At 53.3% G+C, this 22673-nt stretch carries 22 protein-coding genes; 20 read left to right on the forward strand and 2 right to left on the reverse strand.

The annotated features are described in order from the left end of the window. Window positions 1-126 precede the first annotated feature (126 nt). The 10 genes from ALB80_RS20510 (at window position 127) to ALB80_RS20555 (ending at window position 10616) form a co-directional block, all read left to right on the forward strand. Complete coding sequence (locus tag ALB80_RS20510) at window positions 127-1446, forward strand: ABC transporter substrate-binding protein (RefSeq protein WP_050605964.1); 1320 nt, start codon at window positions 127-129, stop codon at window positions 1444-1446. 80 nt (window positions 1447-1526) lie between these two features. Continuing rightward, window positions 1527-2474, forward strand: a complete 948-nt coding sequence (locus ALB80_RS20515) for a carbohydrate ABC transporter permease (protein WP_050605965.1) — start codon at window positions 1527-1529, stop codon at window positions 2472-2474. Then, window positions 2471-3409 carry a carbohydrate ABC transporter permease gene (locus ALB80_RS20520; protein ID WP_050605966.1) on the forward strand — a complete coding sequence of 313 codons (939 nt, stop codon included), beginning with the start codon at window positions 2471-2473 and terminating at the stop codon, window positions 3407-3409. Before ALB80_RS20515 ends, ALB80_RS20520 begins: the two co-directional genes overlap by 4 nt. Then, window positions 3406-3594 (forward strand): hypothetical protein, encoded by a 189-nt coding sequence (locus tag ALB80_RS20525; protein WP_050605967.1) that lies wholly within the window; start codon window positions 3406-3408, stop codon window positions 3592-3594. The genes ALB80_RS20520 and ALB80_RS20525 overlap by 4 nt, the downstream gene beginning before the upstream one ends. A gap of 2 nt (window positions 3595-3596) precedes the next feature. After that, entirely contained in the window at window positions 3597-4694 is a 1098-nt protein-coding gene (locus ALB80_RS20530) for an ABC transporter ATP-binding protein (RefSeq protein WP_050605968.1), read from the forward strand. Beyond that, a complete protein-coding gene (locus tag ALB80_RS20535) occupies window positions 4687-5679 on the forward strand; it encodes an ABC transporter ATP-binding protein (RefSeq protein ID WP_050605969.1) in 993 nt (330 codons plus the stop codon). Before ALB80_RS20530 ends, ALB80_RS20535 begins: the two co-directional genes overlap by 8 nt. Window positions 5680-5690: 11 nt before the next feature. Then, entirely contained in the window at window positions 5691-7313 is a 1623-nt protein-coding gene (locus ALB80_RS20540) for a dihydroxyacetone kinase subunit DhaK (RefSeq protein ID WP_050605970.1), read from the forward strand. A 37-nt stretch (window positions 7314-7350) separates the two neighbouring features. Beyond that, window positions 7351-8379 carry a LacI family DNA-binding transcriptional regulator gene (locus ALB80_RS20545; RefSeq protein ID WP_050605987.1) on the forward strand — a complete coding sequence of 343 codons (1029 nt, stop codon included), beginning with the start codon at window positions 7351-7353 and terminating at the stop codon, window positions 8377-8379. Between the two features lie 27 nt (window positions 8380-8406). Next, window positions 8407-9462, forward strand: coding sequence for a sugar phosphate isomerase/epimerase (locus ALB80_RS20550; protein ID WP_050605971.1), 1056 nt, complete (start codon window positions 8407-8409; stop codon window positions 9460-9462). Beyond that, window positions 9462-10616: a Gfo/Idh/MocA family protein gene (locus tag ALB80_RS20555; RefSeq protein WP_083445405.1), complete on the forward strand. Its 1155-nt coding sequence runs from the start codon at window positions 9462-9464 to the stop codon at window positions 10614-10616. The genes ALB80_RS20550 and ALB80_RS20555 overlap by 1 nt, the downstream gene beginning before the upstream one ends. Here ALB80_RS20555 and ALB80_RS20560 read toward each other — a convergent pair. Then, on the reverse strand, window positions 10603-10881 hold the full coding sequence (locus ALB80_RS20560) for a hypothetical protein (protein ID WP_157054295.1): 279 nt from the start codon (window positions 10879-10881) through the stop codon (window positions 10603-10605). The genes ALB80_RS20555 and ALB80_RS20560 overlap by 14 nt on opposite strands. 456 nt (window positions 10882-11337) lie before the next feature. Further along, the gene (locus ALB80_RS20565) at window positions 11338-12261 is read right to left on the reverse strand and encodes a GntR family transcriptional regulator (protein WP_253276938.1); all 924 of its coding nucleotides are present in this window, start codon (window positions 12259-12261) and stop codon (window positions 11338-11340) included. A gap of 25 nt (window positions 12262-12286) precedes the next feature. Here ALB80_RS20565 and ALB80_RS20570 point away from each other — a divergent pair, with 25 nt between their 5' ends. From ALB80_RS20570 to ALB80_RS20615, 10 genes are all read left to right on the forward strand, one after another. After that, window positions 12287-13474 carry an ABC transporter substrate-binding protein gene (locus ALB80_RS20570; RefSeq protein ID WP_050605975.1) on the forward strand — a complete coding sequence of 396 codons (1188 nt, stop codon included), beginning with the start codon at window positions 12287-12289 and terminating at the stop codon, window positions 13472-13474. 85 nt (window positions 13475-13559) lie between these two features. Beyond that, the gene (locus tag ALB80_RS20575; protein ID WP_050605976.1) at window positions 13560-14429 is read left to right on the forward strand and encodes a branched-chain amino acid ABC transporter permease; all 870 of its coding nucleotides are present in this window, start codon (window positions 13560-13562) and stop codon (window positions 14427-14429) included. Between the two features lie 4 nt (window positions 14430-14433). Then, on the forward strand, window positions 14434-15414 hold the full coding sequence (locus tag ALB80_RS20580; RefSeq protein ID WP_172677929.1) for a branched-chain amino acid ABC transporter permease: 981 nt from the start codon (window positions 14434-14436) through the stop codon (window positions 15412-15414). Continuing rightward, window positions 15411-16193, forward strand: coding sequence for an ABC transporter ATP-binding protein (locus ALB80_RS20585; RefSeq protein WP_050605977.1), 783 nt, complete (start codon window positions 15411-15413; stop codon window positions 16191-16193). The genes ALB80_RS20580 and ALB80_RS20585 overlap by 4 nt, the downstream gene beginning before the upstream one ends. Before the next feature lie 3 nt (window positions 16194-16196). Continuing rightward, window positions 16197-16919, forward strand: a complete 723-nt coding sequence (locus tag ALB80_RS20590; RefSeq protein WP_050605978.1) for an ABC transporter ATP-binding protein — start codon at window positions 16197-16199, stop codon at window positions 16917-16919. Window positions 16920-16925: 6 nt separating this feature from the next. Then, window positions 16926-17609, forward strand: a complete 684-nt coding sequence (locus ALB80_RS20595) for an aspartate/glutamate racemase family protein (RefSeq protein ID WP_050605979.1) — start codon at window positions 16926-16928, stop codon at window positions 17607-17609. Between the two features lie 1021 nt (window positions 17610-18630). Continuing rightward, window positions 18631-20049, forward strand: coding sequence for a circularly permuted type 2 ATP-grasp protein (locus ALB80_RS20600; RefSeq protein ID WP_050605980.1), 1419 nt, complete (start codon window positions 18631-18633; stop codon window positions 20047-20049). Between the two features lie 2 nt (window positions 20050-20051). After that, the gene (locus ALB80_RS20605) at window positions 20052-20993 is read left to right on the forward strand and encodes an alpha-E domain-containing protein (RefSeq protein WP_050605981.1); all 942 of its coding nucleotides are present in this window, start codon (window positions 20052-20054) and stop codon (window positions 20991-20993) included. Window positions 20994-20996: 3 nt separating this feature from the next. Beyond that, window positions 20997-21794 carry a transglutaminase family protein gene (locus tag ALB80_RS20610; RefSeq protein ID WP_050605982.1) on the forward strand — a complete coding sequence of 266 codons (798 nt, stop codon included), beginning with the start codon at window positions 20997-20999 and terminating at the stop codon, window positions 21792-21794. Between the two features lie 11 nt (window positions 21795-21805). Then, the gene (locus ALB80_RS20615) at window positions 21806-22537 is read left to right on the forward strand and encodes a proteasome-type protease (RefSeq protein ID WP_050605983.1); all 732 of its coding nucleotides are present in this window, start codon (window positions 21806-21808) and stop codon (window positions 22535-22537) included. Window positions 22538-22673 lie beyond the last annotated feature (136 nt).

The raw sequence follows: 22673 nt of genomic DNA on the forward strand, positions 1-22673 counted from the left end.
TGCCTTTAGAGTTTTGAGGTACGAACCTCAAGTTTTTCTGGACTTGAGGTGCGTACCTCAAATAGCCTTGGGGGTATGCCGCGATTCGCACATCCTCGGTTGACGGCGCAAAAAAGGGAGGAATGGATGACTTACTCAAAACTGGCCTCGGCCAGCGCAATAGTCCTTGCCGCTACTACTCTTTCTACCAAGGCAAATGCTGAAGATCTGACGCTATGTTGGGCTGCATGGGACCCGGCCAACGCGCTTGTCGAGCTATCAAAGGAATTCGAAGCAGAATCCGGCCACACGATGAATTTCGAATTTGTTCCTTGGCCAAATTTTGCGGACAGAATGCTGAATGAGCTGAACTCCGGTGGTAAGCTCTGCGACCTGCTGATTGGTGACAGTCAATGGATCGGCGGTGGCGCGGAAAACGGTCACTATGTCCAACTGAACGACTTCTTCGATGCTGAAAGCATCAGCATGGACGATTTTGCGCCAGCCACCGTTTACGCCTATTCGACCTGGCCCAAGGGCACACCAAACTACTACGCGCTGCCCGCGATGGGTGATGCCAATGGCTGGTTCTATCGTAAGGATTGGTTCGAAAACCCTGAAATCCAAGCAGCATACAAAGAAGCCACAGGGCAGGACTTGCGCGAGCCTCAATCTCAGAAAGAGTTGCTACAGATCGCCCAATTCTTCCAGGGTCGTGAGATCGATGGAAAAACCGTGTATGGAGCGGCCATTTTTACCGAGCGCGGCTCGGAAGGGATCACGATGGGTGTGACCGGGGCGCTTTACCCCTGGGGTTTCAAATACGAAAACACTCCTGGCTCATATGACATGGAAGGCGCCGTAAACTCACCGGAAGCAGTTGAGGCTTTGGAGTTCTACAAGGAATTCTACAAAACAGCTACACCTCCGGGATACACCAATTCGTACATGGGTGAGAGCCTGGACGCCTTTAAGTCAGGTCAGGTCGCAATGGCTATGAACTGGTTTGCGTTCTTCCCTGGTCTTTATGCCGATCCCAATACCGGCGGTGACAAGATCGACTTCTTCGTGAATCCACCACAAAATCAGGCCGGCTCAACACTCGGCGGACAAGGAATTTCTGTTGTCAGTTACTCTGACAAACAAGACGCCGCACTTGAGTACATTAAGTGGTTCGCGCAGCCAGAAGTTCAGGCGAAATGGTGGGAGCTAGGCGGCTATTCGGCGCATAACTCAGTGCTGGAAGATCCTGGTTTTGTGGATAGCCAACCGTTCGCCGGTGATTTCCTGGAGGCAATGGCTGGGGTGCAGGATTTCTGGCAGGAGCCTGCTTATGCAGAACTGCTGTTGGCAATGCAGAAACGCATCCACGACTACGTCGTAGCCGACCAGGGCACGGCTCAGGAAGCGCTTGATCTTCTGATCGAAGATTGGACCGAAACCTTCGAAGACGAAGGAAAGTTGTAATCCGGAAGTAGGGCGGGAGCGGGTGCGAACCCGCTTCACCTTCACCCGTAAGTCCAAAACCAACAAGAACTGGCAAAGAGATGTCTGACAGGACTGTAGATCGCGTTGCGCAGGCAACGCCCGTGCGAGTTGCGCGAAAAATTCGGGGGTTATCCGACCGCGCGATCGCCTGGATATTCATCTCCCCGACGATATTTCTGCTGCTGGCGATCAATATCTTTCCGTTGATCTGGACCATCAAACTGAGCTTTACCAACTACAAAGCCAACCGGATCGCGCGTGAAGTCAAAGATGTCGGGTTCAGGAATTACGAGCGTATCCTGACGGACTCCGACACCTGGTTGAATATGCAGGCGACGGCGCACTTCCTGTTCTGGACGATCTTTTTTCAGGTGCTGATCGGTTTCACGCTGGCGTGGTTGATCAACAAGAAATTCAAAGGCAACGATCTTTGGACCACGATTATCGTGCTGCCGATGATGTTGTCCCCGGCAGTCGTCGGGAACTTCTGGAAGTTCCTCTACCAGCCGCAGATCGGTCTGTTTAACTACATCGTGTCGTGGTTCAGCGGCAAGGACCCGTCAAGTTTTGAGATGTTGGGCTCTGTGACTTTGGCCCCATGGGCGATCGTGATCGTTGACACCTGGATGTGGACGCCTTTTGTGATGCTGATCTGTCTGGCCGGACTGCGCAGTATTCCCGACTATATCTACGAAGCGGCCGAGATCGACCGGGCCAGCAAGCTGCGGCAGTTCTTCACGATCACCATCCCGATGGTGCTGCCGTTCCTGATGCTCGCGGTGCTGTTTCGAGGGATCGAGAACTTCAAGATGTTCGACCTCGTGGTTCAGCTGACCGGCGGTGGGCCGGGTTCTGTTACCGAACTCACTTCGATCAATCTCAAGCGAGAGGCGTTTGAGAAGTGGCGTACGGGCTATGCCTCGGCCTATGCGATCATCCTTTTCGTCACCGTGTTCGGCCTTGCGTCGATCTACGTCAAAGCCCTGAACAAGGTGAAACAGAGATGAGCAGTTTTTCCGTCACCGAACCTTCGAACCGGTCCAAGTGGATCGCCGGTTTTCTGGTCATCGCCTATGCACTGATCACGATGATCCCACTGGTGTGGATTTTGCTGACTGGCTTCAAATCCCCAGCCGATGCGATCAGTTATCCGCCCAAAATGGTCTTTGACCCAACGCTTGAAGGCTATGTCAACCTTTTCACCACGCGCACGCGGCAAACGCAGGAATTTCTGGAAGCCAACCCGCCGCAGAATTGGGCCGATGAGATCGTGCGCCAATACGACATGGTGATCGTTGGGCCATCCAAGTTCGGTGAACGCTTTATGAACTCGGTTATCATCGGATTTGGCTCGACGTTCTTGAGCATTTTTCTTGGTACGCTGGCTGCCTATGCGTTCAGCAGGTTTAAAGTTCCGCTGAAGGACGACCTTCTGTTCTTCATCCTCAGTACAAGGATGATGCCTCCGGTTGCCGTCGCAATCCCGATTTTCCTGATGTTCAGAAACCTTGGTCTCAGCGACACGCATCTTGGAATGATCCTGTTGTATACGGGCGTGAATATCTCTCTGGCGGTTTGGTTGCTGAAGGGTTTTATCGACGAAATACCGAGAGAGTACGAAGAAGCCGCTCTCATAGATGGCTACACACGGTTTCAGGCATTCTACAAAGTGGTGCTGCCGCAAGCCGCCACCGGCATAGCTTCAACTGCTATCTTCTGCCTGATCTTCGCATGGAATGAGTACGCGTTTGCGGTGCTGCTGACATCCGCGAATGCGCAAACTGCGCCGCCCTTCATTCCAACCATCATCGGTATCGGCGGCCTGGATTGGCCTGCCGTGGCAGCAGGCGCGACGATCTTCCTGATCCCGGTCATGATTTTCACCATCCTGATGCGCAAACACCTGCTGCGTGGGATCACATTCGGAGCCGTGCGCAAATGAGCGAGTTTTTTACCGGATTGATGCGGCTGCGCCGCGGCCCATGGGAGATGGTCGCGACCATCCTCATCGCACTGGGTGTCTTCATGTTGATGCAGCCCTTTGTCCTTTGGGCCTTCACCTATTCTTTCATCGTCACGCTGATCGGAACCGTCATGTTCATCATCGTCAGCCATTTCCCGGAGTAGAAATGGCCCAGATCGTAGTCAAAAACGTAAAAAAGATGTTCGGCGATTTCACCGCTGTCCGCGAAAGCTCGTTCACGATTGAGGACGGTGAGTTTTTCATGCTGCTGGGGCCATCCGGTTGCGGGAAGACAACAACTCTGCGGATGATCGCGGGCTTGGAACTTCCCACATCTGGCGAGATTTACCTAGACGGTGAAGAAATCAGCCAACGACCGCCCTCAGAGCGAGACATTGCCTTCGTTTTTCAGATGTTCGCGCTGTATCCACACATGAACGTGCGCAAAAATATCAGCTATCCACTGATATCGCAGGGTATGCCGCGTGCTGCAGTAAAAGCCAAAGTGGAGGAAGTCGCTGGGATTCTGGGAATAACGGACATACTCGATAGCCCGGTAGGCGGGCTTTCAGGCGGCGACAGGCAGCGCGTGGCGCTTGGTCGCGCGATTGTTCGCGAGCCCAAGGCGTTCATGATGGACGAACCTCTTGGTGCTTTGGATGCAGAGTTTCGTGAGCACATGGCTGAAGAATTACGCGCGCTTCATGATCGCATGGGCGCGACCACTGTTTATGTTACACACGACCAGTTGGAAGCCATGCAAATGGGCGACAAGATCGTCGTAATGAACAACGCCGTGATCGAGCAATTCGGCACGCCTCAGGAGATTTACGACAAACCAGCTACGATGTTTGTGGCTGACTTTATCGGGTCTCCTTCAATGAATTTCCTGCGGTTTCAGGGGAAGGTCGAACCTGGCTCGGAAATGGTCCGACTGAATGGCCATGACGAAGCCGTGCCCAAACTGATGGAAGGGGCAGAGGGAGACTTGGTCTTTGGTGTCCGCCCCGAGCATGTTTTTCTATCGGACACCAGCGCTTACCGGGCCAAGGTCCTGGCCGCAGAATACCTGGGAACCACACAGATCGTGACGCTGCAAAGTCCAAATGGAGAGCTGAAAGCCCGAATTGATGCACGCGAAGTCGTCAATCCCGGCCAGACAGTGGGATTGGAGTTTCGCTCACCTGCAGTGACCTTATTTGAAATGTCTACGGGCCGAGCGTTACGGTCCGCTCTGAACGGCGAGGTGCTAAACAATGGCTGAAGTCGTTTTGGAGAATATTTCGAAGTCATACGGTAAAGTCAAAGCGGTGGACGATATTTCTATGACGATCCCCAACGGCGCCTTCGTGGTGTTGTTGGGTCCGACTGGTGCCGGAAAAACAACGACGCTGAGGTTGATCTCCGGACTCGATAAATTGGATTCGGGAACGGTGCGAATTGCCGGGCGAGACGTTGGAATGGAAACGCCAGCCCAGCGCGATGTGGCGATGGTCTTCCAGCAATATTCGCTATACCCCCATATGACAGTGCAGGAGAACCTGTCGTTTCCTCTGCGGTCGCCGATCCTGAAGACGCCAGAGGATGAGATCGCGAGAAAGGTTAACGAAGTCGCGGAAATCCTCCAGATCCCGCAAAAACTGGACAACAAAGCTACCGAACTTTCTGGCGGCGAGATGCAGCGCGTGTCAATCGGACGGGCGCTGGTGCGTGACCCCCAGATTTTCCTAATGGACGAACCACTCAGTTCTTTGGACGCCAAGCTTCGGGCAGATTTGCGCGTGGAACTGAAGAGAATTCAGGCGGATTTGGGGTCAACCTTACTGTACGTGACCCATGATCAGGTCGAAGCCATGACAATGGCGACGCATATCGGCGTTCTGGAAAATGGAAGGTTGGTTCAGTACGGGACACCCCGGGATATCTATGAAAACCCAGGCAGTGTTTACGTTGCCAGCCGGTTGGGCCTGCCACGGATAAACATCCTGCCATCCGAGTTGTTCGGAGGCGATCACAAGGGCCCGCAGATTGGTCTTCGCCCGGAAAACATCATTGAAGGCGAAGGCCGTGATGCGCGTGTAGTACGTGCTGAGCATCTGGGGGATCAAACGCGACTGCACTTGGACTTGAATGGCCACCCGGTTGTGACACTGATTGGCATCCATCAGGACTATCCCGCTGGAAAACTTATAAAAATCCGCCCTCACAATCCATTGTATTTTGACGCGTCTGGCGCGCGAGTGAATTAAGGAGCAAAAGCATGGCCCAGTTCCTCAACACGAAAGAAACCTTGGTCACAGAGGCAATAGACGGTCTTCTGGCGTCCTCTGGAGGACGACTTACCAGGTTGGACGGATACCCACACATCAAGGTTGTTTACAGGTCGGATTGGGACAAGTCGAAAGTCGCCTTGGTTTCCGGCGGAGGGTCTGGTCACGAACCCGCACATGCAGGTTTTGTTGGCGCCGGTATGCTGACAGCAGCCGTATGCGGGGAAGTTTTTGCGTCCCCGTCAGTTGAGGCGGTTCTGGCTGGCATTCTTGCGGTTACCGGTGAGGCTGGGTGCTTGCTTATTGTCAAGAATTACACCGGCGATCGGTTGAACTTTGGGCTGGCAGCTGAACGCGCCCGTGCATTGGGCCGCAGGGTAGAGATGGTCGTTGTCGACGATGACATCGCCCTGCCCGACCTTCCGCAACCGCGCGGCGTGGCAGGAACTTTGTTCGTGCACAAAATTGCTGGCGCGCTTGCTGAAACAGGTGCTGACCTAGACACTGTCACCAATGCAGCAAGAAGCACCATAGCCAAGGTGGTGAGCATCGGTATGAGCCTGGACACCTGCACCGTTCCGGGTTCTCCGAAAGAGGACAGGATTGCACCCGGCAAAGCGGAACTCGGCTTGGGCATCCATGGTGAGCCCGGTGTACAGCAGGTGGAATTTTCAAACGCTGTATCGGCCATGGCCACAGTGGTAGAGAAGCTAAAGCAACGCGTGGAATCTGGGGATTGTGTGGCCTTGGTCAACAACCTCGGGTCCACAACTCCGCTAGAAATGGCTGTCCTCACACATGCATTGTTCGAGACTGGTATCGCCCGCCATATCATTGGCCCGGCACCAATGATGACATCGCTGGATATGCACGGGTTCTCTGTTTCCGTTCTGCCCGTAAATCAGAACGATTTGTCGGCGCTTGAAGCGCCTGTTGATCTGGCGGCTTGGCCCGGCGTCAATTCCATCGATCCAATAAAAGTAGCGCCTTTGCCTGACGGGTTGACTCCGATTGATCCAATTCCTTCGAACAATCCTGTGACACGGGAAACGATCGTCCGGTTGTCTGAACTGCTCATCAACGCTGAGAAGACCCTGAACGAGTTGGACGCGAAATCTGGTGATGGCGACACAGGGAGCACATTGGCGACTGCTGCACGAGCGTTGCAAGGCAGTCTTGACCGAATGCCGCTCGCTGATTTGACACAGTTGTTTCCCGCCCTGGGCAATGAATTGAGCCAGACAATGGGCGGTTCTTCCGGCGTGATACTCGCAATCTTTTTCAACGCGGCTGGAGATGCCTGCGCGAGCGGAGCTTCTGCACCGAAATCCTTGGTCGAAGGTCTGAATCGAGTAAGCCAGGTTGGGGGCGCCAAGGTCGGTGACAGGACAATGATTGACGCCCTGGCGCCTGCACTTGCTGCACTCCCGTCTGGCCTGAGCCATGCGGCAAAGGCTGCCCGCCAAGGCGCGGACAACACGGCTAAAATTCGTCGTGCGAAGGCGGGCCGCGCGGCCTATGTTCCCGAAGAAAACCTAGTTGGACATAACGATCCCGGCGCTGAGGCTGTTGCTTTGTTGTTTGAAGGCTTAGCGCGGGAGATTGAGGGCTGAAGAACACGTGGAAGACCAAAAACAAAAGTTAGAATTGGTGAAAAAGCCAACCGTCAATGACATCGCGCGCGTAGCGGGTGTCAGCCTGGCGACTGTTGACCGGGTCTTGAACAGGCGCCCCGGCGTGCGGGCCGTAACCGTGCAGAAAGTACAAAAGGCGATTGATGAGCTGGGGTATGTGCGCGACACGGCCGCGGCCAACCTCGCGCGTAACCGCGTCTACAATTTCCTGTTTGTTTTGCCAAACACCGACAACGAGTTTGTAGAGGCGATTAGCAGTCAGATCGCAGAACAATCACGTGACCAGTTTATCGAACGGACTCGCATTGCAATCGAGAAGGTAGCTCCGTTTGAGCCGCAAGACATCGTCAACATCCTGGATACTGTCGACAGTTTAGAGGTTGATGGAGTGGCCGTTTTCGGACCTGAAACGCCTTCTGTCCGCGACGCTGTAAAGAGGGTCAGGGACAAGGGCGTTCCGGTTGTTGCCCTGGTGTCTGACTTGCCTAGTTCTGATAGAGATCACTTTGTAGGCATCGATAATATTTCGGCAGGACGGACAGCTGCTCAGCTGATGGGACGATTTGTGCATCGCGAGGGCAAGGTATTGGTCCTGACAGGATCTCGCTTGGCACGCGATCATCTGGAACGACGCCAGGGTTTTGATCTTGTTGTGGCTGAGGATTTTCCTCATCTCGAAGTTGTGGCGTCCGTAGAGGGTCGGGATGATCCGGATCTGATCTACACGATGATGCCCGAGATTTTTGAAACCTACCCGGATCTGGTTGGAATATACTCGTCAGCTGCAGGCAATGCTGGTCTGATTCAGTTTCTTTCAGAGAACACGTTCAGCAAAGATCTGGTGATCATAGCGCATGAGCTCACTCCACTTAGTCGTGAAGCGCTTAGGCTTGGAACGTTTGACGCTCTAATCTCGCAAGACTCGGGGCACATTGTTCGTTCAGCCATCCGTCTGCTGCGCGCGACTTCTGATAAGGTTCCATTCAACAAGGCGCAGGAACGTATCCGTATCGACATCTATCTGAAGGAAAATTTACCGCCATAAAGGCACAGGTTTTGGGGAGAAAATCTAATGAAGACGATCAAAGGGCCGGCTCTGTTTCTTGCACAATTTGCAGGGGACGAAGCACCGTTCAATTCATGGGATGCGATCACCAAATGGGCGGCTGATTGCGGATACAAAGGCGTTCAGGTTCCCAGTTGGGATGGCCGGTTGTTCGACCTAGAACAGGCCGCGTCCAGCATCGGTTATTGTGATGACTTCAAAGGCAAAGCCAGCGAGAATGGTGTCGAAGTCACTGAACTGTCCACGCATCTTCAAGGTCAGCTTGTGGCCGTTCACCCGGCCTATGACACTGCATTTGATGGTTTCGCAGCCGAGAGTGTCCGAGGGAACCCGACGGCCCGACAAGAATGGGCGGTGGATCAGGTAAAAAAGGCACTATCAGCATCGAAAAACTTGGGTATTTCTGCTCACGCGACGTTCTCAGGCGCGTTGGCCTGGCCCTACGTTTATCCTTGGCCGCAGCGCCCTGCCGGATTGATTGAAACAGCATTTGATGAGCTCGCGCGCCGTTGGATGCCGATCCTGAATCACGCGGACGAATGCGGCGTTGATGTCTGCTATGAAATTCACCCCGGAGAAGACCTCCACGACGGCGTGACATACGAAATGTTTCTCGAGCGGACAGGCAATCACCCTCGGGCCTGCATGTTGTACGACCCGTCGCATTACGTCCTGCAATGCCTCGACTACTTGGACAACATCGACATCTACAAGGATCGGATCCGGATGTTCCATGTGAAAGATGCCGAGTTTAATCCAACTGGGCGGCAGGGTGTTTATTCTGGGTATCAAAGCTGGGTTGATCGGGCTGGACGGTTCCGGTCACTTGGCGATGGCCAGGTGGATTTCGGGGCCGTCTTCTCAAAAATGGCCGCGAATGACTTTGATGGTTGGGCAGTGGTCGAATGGGAATGTTGCCTCAAACACCCTGAGGATGGAGCGCGTGAGGGCGCTCAGTTTGTTTCCGATCACATTATCCGCGTAACCGAGAAGGCGTTCGATGACTTCGCTGACAGTGGCGCAGACGAAGCGGCTAACCGTAAGATGCTGGGGATTGAGTGATGGTTACAGGACGCAGTGAAGAAACCTCAGGTCGCATTCGCCTTGGCATGGTTGGCGGTGGAAACGACGCCTTTATAGGTGGCGTTCATCGAATTGCGACGCGATTGGACGACAAGTTTGAATTGGTTGCCGGTGCTTTGTCTTCTACGCCTGAGAAATCTCTTGAAAGTGGGCAGGCATTGGGGCTCGAGCGGGTTTATGAAGACTTCAAGCAAATGGCGATAAGGGAAGCCCGGCTGAAATCTGGGATCGAGGCAGTTTCAATTGTCACACCAAATCACGTTCATTATGCCGCCGCACGCGAGTTCCTGAAGCGTGGCATTCACGTTATTTGTGACAAGCCACTCACCTCGACCCTTGCCGACGCCAAAAAGCTGGTCAAAGCAGCGGAAAACGCAGACGCGCTGTTCATATTGACCCACAACTACACAGGCTATCCGATGGTTCGGCAGGCGCGTGAAATGGTTGCCAACGGCGATATTGGAAAAATCCGCGTCGTTCAGGTTGAATACCCACAGGACTGGCTGACCGAACAGCAGGACTTTAAACAGGCTGAATGGCGGACCGATCCTGAACGCTCTGGCGCAGGTGGATCAACCGGTGACATCGGCACCCACGCGTACAACATCGCCTGCTTTGTGACCGGGTTGAAGGCGGAAAGCCTTGCGGCGGATTTGCAGGCCTTTGTGCCGGGCCGCAAAGTCGATGACAATGCGCACGTCCTGCTTCGCTTCGAAGGCGGAGCGCGTGGTATGCTGTGGTCTTCTCAGGTGGCTCCTGGCAATGAAAACGCGCTCCGATTGCGGGTCTATGGTGAAAAAGGTGGGTTGGAGTGGGCTCAGGAAGATCCTAACTACCTGTGGTTTACACCCTACAACGAGCCTAAGCGTTTGATCACCCGAAATGGTGCAGGGGCTGGAGATGCTGCCAACCGGTTAAGTCGAGTTCCCCCCGGACATCCCGAGGGGTATCTTGAGGGGTTCGCAAATGTCTATGGAGAGGCAGCAGAGGCCATTCAAGCTTTCCGAAATGGGATTTCGCCTGAGGCGTCGGTTATCTATCCAACGGTCCATGACGGGCTCAATGGTGTTAAGTTTGTGGCCGCATGCGTGCAAAGCTCTTCAAGGAATGCGGCTTGGGTCAAGTTAGAGTAAAATCTGGCTCTGAGTGTGGAGCATGCTTCTTGATCTCCGGGCAGATAGTCATTTTCAATAGGATGCGGGTCTTGAGTGTTTGGTACCAACGCTCAATCCTGCCTGGGATCACCATGCCAAGCTGCGGTTTTGCTTCGGCGAACATCTTTCCAATCGCGTAGTGTGACGTGTGATGTGTGTCTATCGTGAAGTTGAAGAGCTGCTGCGGGATGCCGTAATTGTACGTCATTAGCTGGCCGATGTCCTGTCCCGACATCTCGGTCACGAAGACATCCGCACCCCTGCCGGATTCGAGAGACAACTCGTCGGGGCGACCATCGCCCGTCCAAACGAAACTGAGACCGTTCCAATCAAGACGGTAGCTGCATAATGCCCTTTGCTTGCCAGCAACGGTAAACTACTGCTTCTGCAACTTCCGCTGAGAACCCTATTCGGTCATTTCCCAGTGATCTGGTTGCTGCCGGTGCATTGGGCAGCATACAGCACTTTGCCGACCTTGGTCCCTAAGTGCCCATCAATTGTCTGAGTGAAATGATCGGACGTCGGCAACGAGCCCCATTTTACAAGATGCTGCGAACTGCATGAAGGACTGCTGCGCCATCTAAAACTCTGCCTTGGGAATTTATGGAGAGTTGGTCAATTTATTGAATTTTTAGCTGACAACCCACCAATTTTGAACTGTTTCCCACGGTCCTTCATTTCAAAAAAGCTGATATTCTGATCAATCCGAACCAAGAATAGTTGCCAGATCGTCCTGAGGTTGCTGCCGCGATTCCATATCAAGGCCGCTTTGAATGTGGTTCAGGTGAGATATGAGCAGTTTCTCGGCCAGTTCCGGATTCTGTGACTGGATCGCGTGCAGGATCTTACTGTGCTCGTCATCCGGGCAGCTCGCGTTTTGCGACGATCCAAAAAGGCCCACGATGAGGGATGTTCGCGTGACCAATTCGCGCATCATACGGAAGATGAACTTGTTGCCCGTTGCTTGGGCAAGTTTTGTATGGAATTCGCCAGACAGCCGAATGATCTCGGTTCTTTCGTCCTTTTCACGGGCCGCGTCCTCAAGGGCGATGTGATCAATGAGAACCGTCAGATCAATATCACCAGAGCTTTGAGCCAACTGCCGAACAAGGGGCGGCTCAATCAGCATCCGAGCCGCAAATACGTCATTCGCCTCAGACTTGTCGGGACAGGCAACATAAGCGCCGCGATTTGACTGTAACTCAATGAGCCCCTGACTTGAGAGTAATAGAAGCGCCCGTCGAACCCGCATTCGACCAACGCCAAAGGTTTCGCACAAACGTGCTTCACTCAGTTTGGTGTTTGGTGCCAAACGCTGCTCCATGACCGCCTTGTAGATGCGCTCAACAATAAAATTCTCATTCGATCCCGGGTTGGGGTCCGTTTTGCCTACGCTGCTTTGCTGAGGAATGGAGGACACGAGACTACTTTCAGGGTTGATTTCTTTTGCGGATTCGCTGGCTGTAAAGGCATAATCTCCAATTAGTCTAAGGCCAAGCATTAGAATTTGTCGACCAAAATGCCAAATGTGTTGACAAAGATTGTTAACAATCGTGAACTGACCCCGCGGCAAGCATGGGGATTCCATCAAACTGCCGGCCAAGAATTGCGCGAAATGCGTCAAAATTGAATTCAACGGGAGTTAAGATATGCAACGAAGATCACTCATGAAGTCGGCCCTGACGGCGGCAACACTGACAGCGCTTGCGGCAACAGCTGCCTTCGCAGAGAACCCGGTTCTAAAAATTGGCTTTGTTGGCGTGACCAGCGGCCCCGCTGCTGCTTGGGGCATATCCAACCAACGCTCAATGGAAGCGCGTGCCGCCTGGATCAATGAGACCGGCGGTTACACCATCGGCGACACAACCTATGACATTGAAATCGTTTCCTTTGATGACCAGAAAGATCCCAAACGCGCAATTGCGGGCATGGAGAAAATGGCCCAGGAAGGTATCCATTATGTCGTAGGTCCGAACGTTGACGACGGCGCAGCAGCTGTGCGCCCCGTGGCTGAAGCCAACGGGATCATGTATTTCCCATACGCGTTTCCAAAGTCGCTCTATCAGGCGCCAGCCTCCAATGCTGTTTTGGGTATGGTTGCCAACTACCAATCTGGCCCTGCGATCTACAAATATTTGATGGAAGAAAAAGGCGTTAAGACGGTCGCTTTTATAGCGGCCAACGAATCTGATCCTCTGAGCCAGCGTGACGGTGGGGTTGAAGCAGCCACATCGCTTGGCATGGAAGTTGTTTCATCCAACGTCACATATCAGGTGGATACGACAGACTTCACACCCGTTCTAACGCCAATCATGCGCACGCGCCCTGACCTGTTGGTGTTGTCCGGCGTGTCGCCTGCAAACGCGCCACAGTTGATCCGTTCCGCTCGGGAACTGGGTTTTGAAGGTGTGATTTCAACCGAGACTGCGCAGGATGCAGGTGTTCTGGCCGAGGGCGCCGGCGATCTCGCGAATGGCTTCATCTCGGTTGGTGGTGCATCCACGCCCGAGCTCGCGTCACCAATGATGAAAGAGTTTGTGCAGCGCTACACTGATATGTTCGGCGAATACAACGACGAGTCGAACACCAAAGTATATGCCTTGGAGTATATCCTTGAAACATTGAAAGCTGATCCGTCAGCGATCGACAATGTGGATACATTTCAAGCGACGATGGACACGTTTGAAGCCCCGAATCCATACATGAACGGCGATGCAAAGCTGCGCTATGTCGGTATGTCTTCTTTCGGCCAAAAGCGCCAGGTTGCAGTGCCATTGGTGGTAAACGTCTATCAGGACGGCAAGTTCGAAACGCTGTTCGTCGCTGAAGTCGACTAAGCGTCCATTTCTGTTTTTAACCTCTCCTGAGCAGAACTTTCTTGGGCCGTATTGGCCCAAGACTTTTCCACGAAAGAAAACCGACATGGAACAGATACTGGCCAATGGCGTTTATCTGGGGTCTCAATACGCGATGATCGCGCTTGGTTTGACCCTGATCTTTGCGTTGATGAACGTCCTCAATTTTGCCCACGGACAGATGTATGTGATCGGTGGTTTCGTCACCTACACATTCTACGGTCAGTGGGGCGTACCGTTCGTTTTGGCTCTTGTTATGTCCTGCGTGACACTGGCAATCCTCGGGGCGCTGATTGAACGATACCTGTTTGCGCCCGTGATCAAGGGGTCTGCCCGCGAAGAAAGTACGATGCTCTTAGCGGCAGGGATTGCATTCTTATTGGATGCGCTGATCCTGATCATCTTTGGGGAAAAACAGCGCGGCGTTCCTAAGATTGTCGATGGTGTGTTCAACTACGATTTCCGCCTGATTATGCCTTATGACCGCATTCTGATCTGCATATTGGCGATCCTGTCGATCGTCGCGTTTATCGGCCTGATGCAATACACGAAGACCGGTCGTGCGTTGCGGGCGCTAGCCCAAGACCGAACCGCTGCTCAGTTGATGGGCGTTAATGTTGACCGCTACTCGATGATCGGCTTCGCGCTTGGCGCGATGTTGGCCGGTTTGGTCGGGGGCCTTCTGGTGACCATCACCGGTGTTAACCTCGGTATGGGTGGGCCCACATCAATCAAAGCCTTCATGATGGTGATGATCGGCGGTGCCGGAGTGATCTCTGGCGCGATCTGGGGTGGTATCATCCTGGGATTTATGGAGGCCATCGGTCTCGCAGTTCTGTCCCAATATGGTGACATCACATACCTACTGATTTTCATCTCGCTGATGATCTTCCTCGCCATCCGGCCTCAAGGCCTGATGGGCAAGCCGTGGGGTTAGGACGATGATGGGATTTTCAATACAACAACTGGTTGCCGTCGGCGTCTTCCTTTTGGCCATCTTTGTTGGCGTGCCGCTATTGATCAACGCGACGGGACGTTGGGATTTCTACTTTACCCTGACTTCTGTCGCGCTTTTGGCCATCGCTAGTGCGGGTGTCTGGCTGACATTTTACATTGGGCGGATCAACATCGGCCAAGGGGCGTTCGCGCTGATTGGTGCTTATGTTTCAGCCATTCTAGTTGTCAAATCCGGGTTGTCCTTCTGGATATCATTACCTGCTGCAGGGTTGTTCGCAGGGTTGATCGCCGTGCTAATTGGCTTGCCGATCTTACGTCTGCGTGGCGTCTATTTTGCGATGATTACACTGGTACTGACCCAGGTTGTTACGCTGACAGCGTTGGCTCTGCCCATCACAAACGGTGCCAAAGGCATCTCGAATATCCCCTTGCCATCCGGTGTGTCCATTTTCGGCATTCCATTGATCCCCGATTTCGGCGCCATGGAAAATACCAAACTGGCCTTCTACCTGACGGCCTGCATCCTGATGGTCGTGACATATGCGGCGCTTTATAGGCTGGTGAATTCGCGCCTCGGACACCTTTGCCGTTCAATGCAGCAAAACGAAGAGCTCGCCAGTTCTATCGGGGTGAACATTGCCTACATCCGCGTTGTGATCTTCGCGATCTCAAGTTTCTTTGGCGGCATCGGTGGGGCTATGTTCGGCTCAATCGCGCAGTCAGTCTACCCCTCCACCTTTGTTGTCGCGGACTCGGTCAACTTTATGCTGAATTGCTTCCTTGGGGGGCTTGGCTATGTCTTTGGCCCAATTCTTGGAACGCTTGTATTGTACTTCGGGTGGGACCTTTTGTTCGAACTCGGCAAATACCAGATGCTTGTTTACTCGATGATCCTGATCGCTGTTATCCGCTTCCTACCCAATGGGCTTCTCAGCATCCGTTTCGGTAAGGGGAACAACAAATGAGCGCCCTCATTCAGGTCAACAATGTCACCAAGAAGTACGGTGGCCTAATCGCAAACAATGACATCAGTTTTGATGTGTCAGAGAATGAAATCTTGTCTGTGATCGGCCCGAACGGTGCGGGGAAATCCACGCTGTTCAAGATGATTTCATCCTTCACTCCGACCACATCAGGTGAAGTGCTCTATCGCGGAGAGCGTATTTCCAACCTGAAGCCGCATGTCGTGGCTCGCAAAGGTATCGTGCGCACGTTTCAAGAGACGACGATTTTCAAAAGCATGACCGTGCGAGAAAGCGTTGTGGTCGCGCAGCACCTGCGGGCCAAGGCGTCTCTGGCCGGGTATTTCTGGGGTTCCAAAACCGCCAAAGAAGATGTGACAGCCTTTGGAGAGTACGCGGATGAGTTGTTGGAGTTCCTCGGCATGTCTGAGATTGCGAATGAGTTGGCCAGTAACCTACCACAAGGCAACTTGCGCGCGTTAGGTATCGCTATTGGTCTGGCCACTGACCCCAAGGTGCTGCTGTTGGATGAGCCCTTTGCAGGCATGAACCACGATGAGACAATGAACATGGTCAATCTCGTGCGCTCTGTACGCGACGAACGTGGCGTGACGGTGATGCTGGTGGAACACGATATGCCCGCCGTCATGAACATCTCGGATCGGATCGTCGTGTTAAATTTTGGTGAAAAGATCGCCGAAGGCACGCCATCCGAAATCCAGAACAATGAAAAAGTCATCGAGGCCTATCTGGGCAGCGCCGACGACGAAATCGGGATGTAAGCCATGACAGCCATGTTGGATTTCAAAGACGTCGAACTTTACTATGACCATGTCTATGCGCTGAAAGGTGTCTCGCTCAACGTTAATCAAGGCGAAACGGTTGCCCTGATCGGGGCCAATGGTGCGGGCAAGTCGTCCATCTTGCGCGCTATTACGGGCCTGGCAAAGCCTGTGAAAGGGTCCGTCACCTTCGACGGGGAACGTGTCGACGGCACCGACCCGTCTGCAATCGTCAAACGCGGCATCGCGATGGTGCCTGAGGGGCGGCGCGTGTTCCCATTCATGTCTGTTAAAGACAACCTGATGATGGGGGCCTTCACCCGCAGCGATAAGTCCGAAATACAAGTCACACTGGACAGTATCCTCACCCGCTTTCCGCGCCTAAAGGAGCGTTATTCTCAGGCGGCTGGCACGCTGTCTGGTGGCGAGCAGCAGATGATGGTGATTGGCCGTGCGTTAATGGCGAAGCCCAAGCTTTTGTTGCTGGATGAGCCAAGTCTTGGCATTGCGCCAAAGCTGGTACAGGACATCGCCCGCTCTATCGTGGCGATCAACCGCGACGAAGGTGTGTCGGTACTGCTGGTCGAACAAAACTCGCGCATGGCGCTCAGCATCTCGCACCGCGCCTACGCGATGGCGACCGGGAATGTTGTCATCGAAGGCAACTCAAAAGAACTGTTGCACGATGACCGGATCAAAGCCGCCTATCTTGGCGGCGAGGTGTGAGTTGACATGAAAATTCTTGTTATCAACCCCAATACAACCACTTCCATGACCGACAAAGTCGCTTCGGCGGCGCGCGCCGTTGCCCGTCCAGACACAGAGATTGTGGCCGCCAGTTCGCTTGACGGCCCAGCCAGTATTCAGGGCTTTCTGGACGTCGCAACTTGTGTGCCAGGGTTGTTGAAGGAGGTCGCACAGCACATGGACGTAGACGCAATCGTCATTGCCTGTTTTGACGATACAGGGCTCGACGCTGTGCGCACGCTTGTATCCGTTCCTGTCCTTGGCATTGGTGAGGCCGCGTATCACGCGGCCAGTATGATTGCGAACAAGTTCAGCGTTATCACTACTCTGTCCCGTTCGGTGCCGGGGCTGGAAAACAATCTGATGCGCTATGGGCTTGCCCAAAAGTGCGGGGGCGTTCGAGCGACTGAAATTCCTGTTCTTAAGCTTGAAGAGGGCGACCCAGCCACCCTGAACAAAATCCGGTCAGAAATCCGTGTGGCAATTGAACAGGACAATGCAGAAGCAATCGTTCTTGGATGCGCAGGAATGGCTGACCTAATGGCCCAGCTCAGCGAAGAGTTTGGCTTACCTGTTATCGATGGGGTGGCCGCAGGTATCACATTTGCTGAGGCGTTGGTGAGTAATAAACTCAGTACTTCGAAAATTGGAGCCTATTCGTATAACTAGCGGCGGCTCATCGCTCTCGTATGCCTAATTAGACCTGAAATATGACCGATCGTCGCATCGTGCTTTAACTGTCAATCCCGGTTCAAAAAGGGTCAGTTTCCAGGTGTAAAGCTCGTCAGTTTGATTGGAAGTTGGCCGCGCCGTGGCACGTGTGCTTGTCATATAGCTGACGCGAGCCAGGGTGCGCTGGCCGCAGGCCAGCACCTGTCCTTTTGGGCTTCAGCTTGAGGTCAAAGTAGCGAAGGTTTTGCCGGTGTTCGGCGCGCATTGGATTCTGGCCATATTTTCCCAAGCTTTTACTTGTCGAAACATCGTTTGGTCGAGAGTTGCCATACAGAACAAAGCTTTAGAACCCCTAGTATTGCATCAGAAAAAGGATGGAATGTCTGTTATGGGCCACGATCTGCCGAATGCAACCACAGTAGCCAGTTTTCATACCGCAATGACCGGTTAGGGCTCATCGCGCCTTTTCGGGGACTTGTGCTCCCGCCTCGGGTTGCGCGTTCATCACAGGACGCTTCCCGCCCCGTTTGCTTCCGTAGTGCTTCCATCGCCATCGCGACAACGCAAAACACCGCTCTTAGGCGGCGTGTAACGTATTGATTTATTATAGTATTTTTTGTTGCGGGAGCAGGATACCAACGATGTTTGCAATATCTACTCTTTAGTTCAGCATAGGCGTAATTGAGATACTTGTTCAGGTTCTGCTGAGGCGCGTGTCATATGTTCAGGCTTGTTTGCTGAAGCTCGACCGTCCGCTTCGCGCTGGCGAACGGACATCTGACAGAAACAGTCAGATGTCCGCGTTGAGACCAAAGCGGACGTTCCGATGCAGCGAAAAGCCATGTAATGCTCAGTGCATCTCAATGAATGTGACATCAACTGAAAACACGAATAGCACCGCGTTGTTTAGACCATCACAATCGTCAATAAGCCTGAAAATTAGACGCTCCTTCCCTAGGCAGCATCCAACCAAGCCTGAATGACTTGAAAAATCTGATCTATGCGTAAAACTAAGAGCATGAGTGAGTATTTTGATGAAATGTTCAACGGCGATGGATCACTTAGAGGTCCATACGAAGAGATCGGCCGCTGGTTCAATGCGGAAGACGCATCACGACTGAGGGCGAAACAGCGCGAAGCCGAAGAAGTCTTTAGGCTGACGGGCATCACTTTTAACGTATACGGCAAAGCCGAGGCCGAGGAACGTCTGATACCGTTTGATATCGTACCACGAGTTATTTCAGCGCGGGAATGGCAGCGGCTGGAACGCGGTATCGAACAGCGGGTGCGGGCAATCAACGCATTCCTACATGACATTTACCACCGTCAAGAAATTGTCCGGGCCGGGCGCGTGCCGGCAGAGATGATTGCTGGAAACGAGGCCTTCCTGCCGCAGATGCTTGGTGTCTCACCTCCCGGTCAGGTCTATACGCACATAGTCGGGGTCGATCTGGTGCGAACCGGACCGGACGACTTTTTCGTTCTGGAGGACAACGCCCGTACGCCATCCGGGGTCAGCTATATGCTGGAGAACCGGGAAACCATGCTAAAGATGTTCCCCGAGCTCTTCAGCGCGACGAATGTTCGTAATGTTTCAGACTACCCCCGCAATCTGAGACGATCTCTTGCTGCCTGCGCGCCGGCTTGCGCCGACGGGGAACCAACCGTCGCGGTGTTAACCCCAGGCATCTATAACTCGGCCTATTACGAACATGCGTTCCTCGCAGATCAGATGGCTGTGGAATTGGTCGAAGGCCACGACCTACGCGTTGTCGATGGGCGCGTTTGCATGCGCACCACCAGAGGCTATAAGCCCATCGACGTACTTTATCGCAGGGTGGATGACGACTTTCTGGATCCGCTGAATTTCGACCCCGACAGCGCATTGGGCGTGCCGGGTATTCTGGACGTCTACCGCGCAGGAGGCATTACGATCGCTAACGCGCCGGGAACGGGTATTGCTGATGACAAGGCAATCTACTCCTACATGCCTGAAATCGTTGAATTCTATACAGGCGAAAAGCCACTACTTCAGAACGTTCCTACTTGGCGTTGTAGCGATCCCGAATCTCTGTCCTTTGTGCTGGATAACCTGTCCGACCTTGTGGTCAAAGAAGTGCATGGATCCGGCGGTTACGGGATGTTGATCGGCCCAACCGCAAGCAAGAAAGAGATTTCGGCTTTCCGCGCTAAACTCAAATTAAGGCCCGCGAATTATATCGCTCAGCCGACATTGTCACTGTCAACGGTTCCGATTTTCTCGCGCTCGGGTCTCGCCCCCAGACATGTTGATCTGCGGCCATTTGTTTTGGTGTCTTCCGAAGGCATCAATATCACACCCGGTGGTTTGACGCGGGTGGCGCTGAAGAAAGGGTCGTTGGTTGTGAACTCAAGCCAGGGCGGCGGAACCAAAGACACTTGGGTTCTGGAGGACTAACCATGCTGGGGAAAACTGCTGGTGGGTTGTTCTGGATGTCCAGATATTTGGAGCGAGCGGAAAACGCCGCCAGGCTACTGGAAACGGGTCAGAGAATGGCGCTGACCCGGACCAATAATTCGGCAGAGGAATGGGGTTCTGTTCTGAAAACGGCCGGCGTTCTGGACGGATACCTCGCCAAATATGATGAGGTTGCAAAGGACAACGCAATAGACTGGATGCTACGCGATGCCGATAACCCATCCTCAATCAGGTCAGTCATCAAGCTGGCAAGAGACAACGCGCGCCTTGTCCGAACCGCACTGACCCACGATGTCTGGAGCGCGGTTAACTCCACGTGGATGCAGATCGACGAGGGCATGAAACGAAGGGTAAACGAGCGGGATTTGCCGGGCACGCTGGAGCTCATTCGCCAGCAGGCTGCCTTGGTTCGAGGTGCCACTCTGGGTACTATGCTTCGCAATGACATTTTTGATTTCACGCGTATTGGCACTTTTGTTGAGCGAGCCGACAACACCGGGCGCATTCTGGACGTGAAGTATTACGTCCTTCTGCCCACCGCCTTCTCGGTCGGTTCGTCGCTGGACAATATCCAGTGGGAGAGCATCCTGCGATCGGTTGGTGCGGGTGGCGGGTATCGGATGACACATGGTCAAAAGACAAGACCATCTGACATCGCGCAGTTTTTGATCCTTGATCAACGCATGCCACGCAGCCTGCATTTTTGCTGCAGAAAGATTCAGGAAAACCTGTCTTATTTGAAGAAAGACTATGGCTTTGCCGGGCCTTCATGTGAGGCGTCCAATACCCTTTTCGAGAAATATCTGGATCTGCGAATTTCCGATGTTTTTGAAGCCGGACTCCATGAGTACATTCAGGATTTTCTGACCGATCTCGGCAACTTAAGCCGCCAGATCGAAATTGATTACCGATTCTATGAGTAGCCAATGAAACTGCACATTCGACACGAGACACGATACGATTTCGACGCGCCGGTTCCCTTCGGGCTGCAGCAGCTGAGGAAAACGCCAAAGTCATTTCGCAATCAGAACATAGTAAGCTGGAGTACCGAGATCTCCGGCGGGCGCAAAGAACTTACATTTGAAGACTACCACCGCAATACGGTGGAATTGATCAGTTTCGAACCTAATACCCAAAGCATCTCGTTGATCTCCGAAGGGGTTGTTGAGGTGCAGGACACACATGGCGTACTGGGGCGTCACGAAGGGTCGACACCATTGTGGCTATTCAAAAGAAGCACACCTCAGACAATGCCGGAGAAAGGGGTCGCCGATGTGGTAGGCGCGTTGCCAACAGGCAAACCACTTGAGCAGATGCATGCCCTTTCTGAAAGAATTCGAACACAGGTCGCGTATGAGGTTGGAAGTTCGCACCCGGGGTGGAGCGCAGAAGACGCTCTCACAGCAGGGTGTGGCGTGTGTCAGGACCACGCGCATATTTTCATTACCTGCGCGCGGCAGATCGGAGTGCCGGCACGCTATGTATCCGGTTACCTTATGATGAACGAAACGGAACTACAGGACGCGACCCATGCCTGGGCCGAAGTGCATTTGGATGGTTTGGGGTGGGTCGGGTTTGACGTTTCAAACGGTATTTCACCTGATGATCGATATGTACGTGTCGCGACCGGTCTGGACTATTCCCAATCTGCACCAGTAATAGGGAACAGAATAGGGACAGCGGGCGAGCAATTGACAGTGCAGTTGCAGGTCGCACAGCAGTAACGGAGAATCTGATGACCTATGCTGTGGGCATGCGGCTGAATCGCGGACTAGTTTTCATGTCCGATACACGCACAAATGCAGGCGTGGACAATGTTTCGACCTTCAACAAAATGTTCAACTGGACAGTCGAAGGTGACCGGTCGATAACCATCCTAGCGGCCGGAAACCTGGCGACTACTCAGTCCACAATAAGTCTTCTGGAAGAGCGGACGAAAGTGCCGGAAGAACGCTCGCCGTCCATACTGGAAGCGCCGACAATGTTTCAGGTTGCGCAATTGGTCGCCGCTACTCTGAACGACGTCATCGAGGAGCATGCCCGGTCCGGTCAGCAAGCCGACAGTGCCTTTCACGCGACACTCATTTTAGGTGGGCAGATAAGGGGCGGCCCGTCACGCCTGTTTCTGATTTACCCAGAAGGCAACTTTATCGAGGCTGGCGACGACACCCCGTTCTTTCAGATTGGAGAGACGAAATACGGTCGCCCAATTCTGGTACGCGCCTATGATCCGGAAATGAGTTTTCCGGAAACCGTAAAACTCCTGCTTGTAAGTTTCGATTCCACAATTAAGGCGAACCTATCTGTCGGAGCTCCGCTTGACCTGCTTCTGTACGATGAAGACAGCTTTGAAAGTGGTACACGGTCCAGATTCGAAACCGACGACCAGTACTTTCGCATTATTTCCGAAGGGTGGGGCGACGCATTGAAATCTGCCTTGTCCAAACTTCCGGAATACAGCTCTTAGTGAAAACTAAACGGTTGAATGCCGGCTTTGTCCGCTAGCCGGTCATAGGCTCAATTTCATCGGATGTCCGTCTTGATCAGAAGCGGTCATTTAGTGTGTGAACTACGGTCTGAGATGGGAGATCGGTTTCTTTGAT

The sequence above is a fragment of the Ruegeria sp. 6PALISEP08 genome, from assembly GCF_001238295.1.
In the GTDB taxonomy this organism is placed as follows: Bacteria; Pseudomonadota; Alphaproteobacteria; order Rhodobacterales; family Rhodobacteraceae; genus Ruegeria.

What these genes read in the sequence shown, in the direction of transcription:
- ALB80_RS20515 (WP_050605965.1), top strand. Translation starts at nt 1,527, where the DNA reads ATGTCTGACAGGACTGTAGATCGCGTTGCGCAGGCAACGCCCGTGCGA.
- ALB80_RS20555 (WP_083445405.1), top strand. Translation starts at nt 9,462, where the DNA reads ATGGTTACAGGACGCAGTGAAGAAACCTCAGGTCGCATTCGCCTTGGC.
- ALB80_RS20550 (WP_050605971.1), top strand. Translation starts at nt 8,407, where the DNA reads ATGAAGACGATCAAAGGGCCGGCTCTGTTTCTTGCACAATTTGCAGGG.
- ALB80_RS20595 (WP_050605979.1), top strand. Translation starts at nt 16,926, where the DNA reads ATGAAAATTCTTGTTATCAACCCCAATACAACCACTTCCATGACCGAC.
- ALB80_RS20590 (WP_050605978.1), top strand. Translation starts at nt 16,197, where the DNA reads ATGACAGCCATGTTGGATTTCAAAGACGTCGAACTTTACTATGACCAT.
- ALB80_RS20580 (WP_172677929.1), top strand. Translation starts at nt 14,434, where the DNA reads ATGATGGGATTTTCAATACAACAACTGGTTGCCGTCGGCGTCTTCCTT.
- ALB80_RS20510 (WP_050605964.1), top strand. Translation starts at nt 127, where the DNA reads ATGACTTACTCAAAACTGGCCTCGGCCAGCGCAATAGTCCTTGCCGCT.
- ALB80_RS20615 (WP_050605983.1), top strand. Translation starts at nt 21,806, where the DNA reads ATGACCTATGCTGTGGGCATGCGGCTGAATCGCGGACTAGTTTTCATG.
- ALB80_RS20570 (WP_050605975.1), top strand. Translation starts at nt 12,287, where the DNA reads ATGCAACGAAGATCACTCATGAAGTCGGCCCTGACGGCGGCAACACTG.
- ALB80_RS20610 (WP_050605982.1), top strand. Translation starts at nt 20,997, where the DNA reads ATGAAACTGCACATTCGACACGAGACACGATACGATTTCGACGCGCCG.
- ALB80_RS20525 (WP_050605967.1), top strand. Translation starts at nt 3,406, where the DNA reads ATGAGCGAGTTTTTTACCGGATTGATGCGGCTGCGCCGCGGCCCATGG.
- ALB80_RS20530 (WP_050605968.1), top strand. Translation starts at nt 3,597, where the DNA reads ATGGCCCAGATCGTAGTCAAAAACGTAAAAAAGATGTTCGGCGATTTC.
- ALB80_RS20575 (WP_050605976.1), top strand. Translation starts at nt 13,560, where the DNA reads ATGGAACAGATACTGGCCAATGGCGTTTATCTGGGGTCTCAATACGCG.
- ALB80_RS20585 (WP_050605977.1), top strand. Translation starts at nt 15,411, where the DNA reads ATGAGCGCCCTCATTCAGGTCAACAATGTCACCAAGAAGTACGGTGGC.
- ALB80_RS20600 (WP_050605980.1), top strand. Translation starts at nt 18,631, where the DNA reads ATGAGTGAGTATTTTGATGAAATGTTCAACGGCGATGGATCACTTAGA.
- ALB80_RS20520 (WP_050605966.1), top strand. Translation starts at nt 2,471, where the DNA reads ATGAGCAGTTTTTCCGTCACCGAACCTTCGAACCGGTCCAAGTGGATC.
- ALB80_RS20535 (WP_050605969.1), top strand. Translation starts at nt 4,687, where the DNA reads ATGGCTGAAGTCGTTTTGGAGAATATTTCGAAGTCATACGGTAAAGTC.
- ALB80_RS20540 (WP_050605970.1), top strand. Translation starts at nt 5,691, where the DNA reads ATGGCCCAGTTCCTCAACACGAAAGAAACCTTGGTCACAGAGGCAATA.
- ALB80_RS20605 (WP_050605981.1), top strand. Translation starts at nt 20,052, where the DNA reads ATGCTGGGGAAAACTGCTGGTGGGTTGTTCTGGATGTCCAGATATTTG.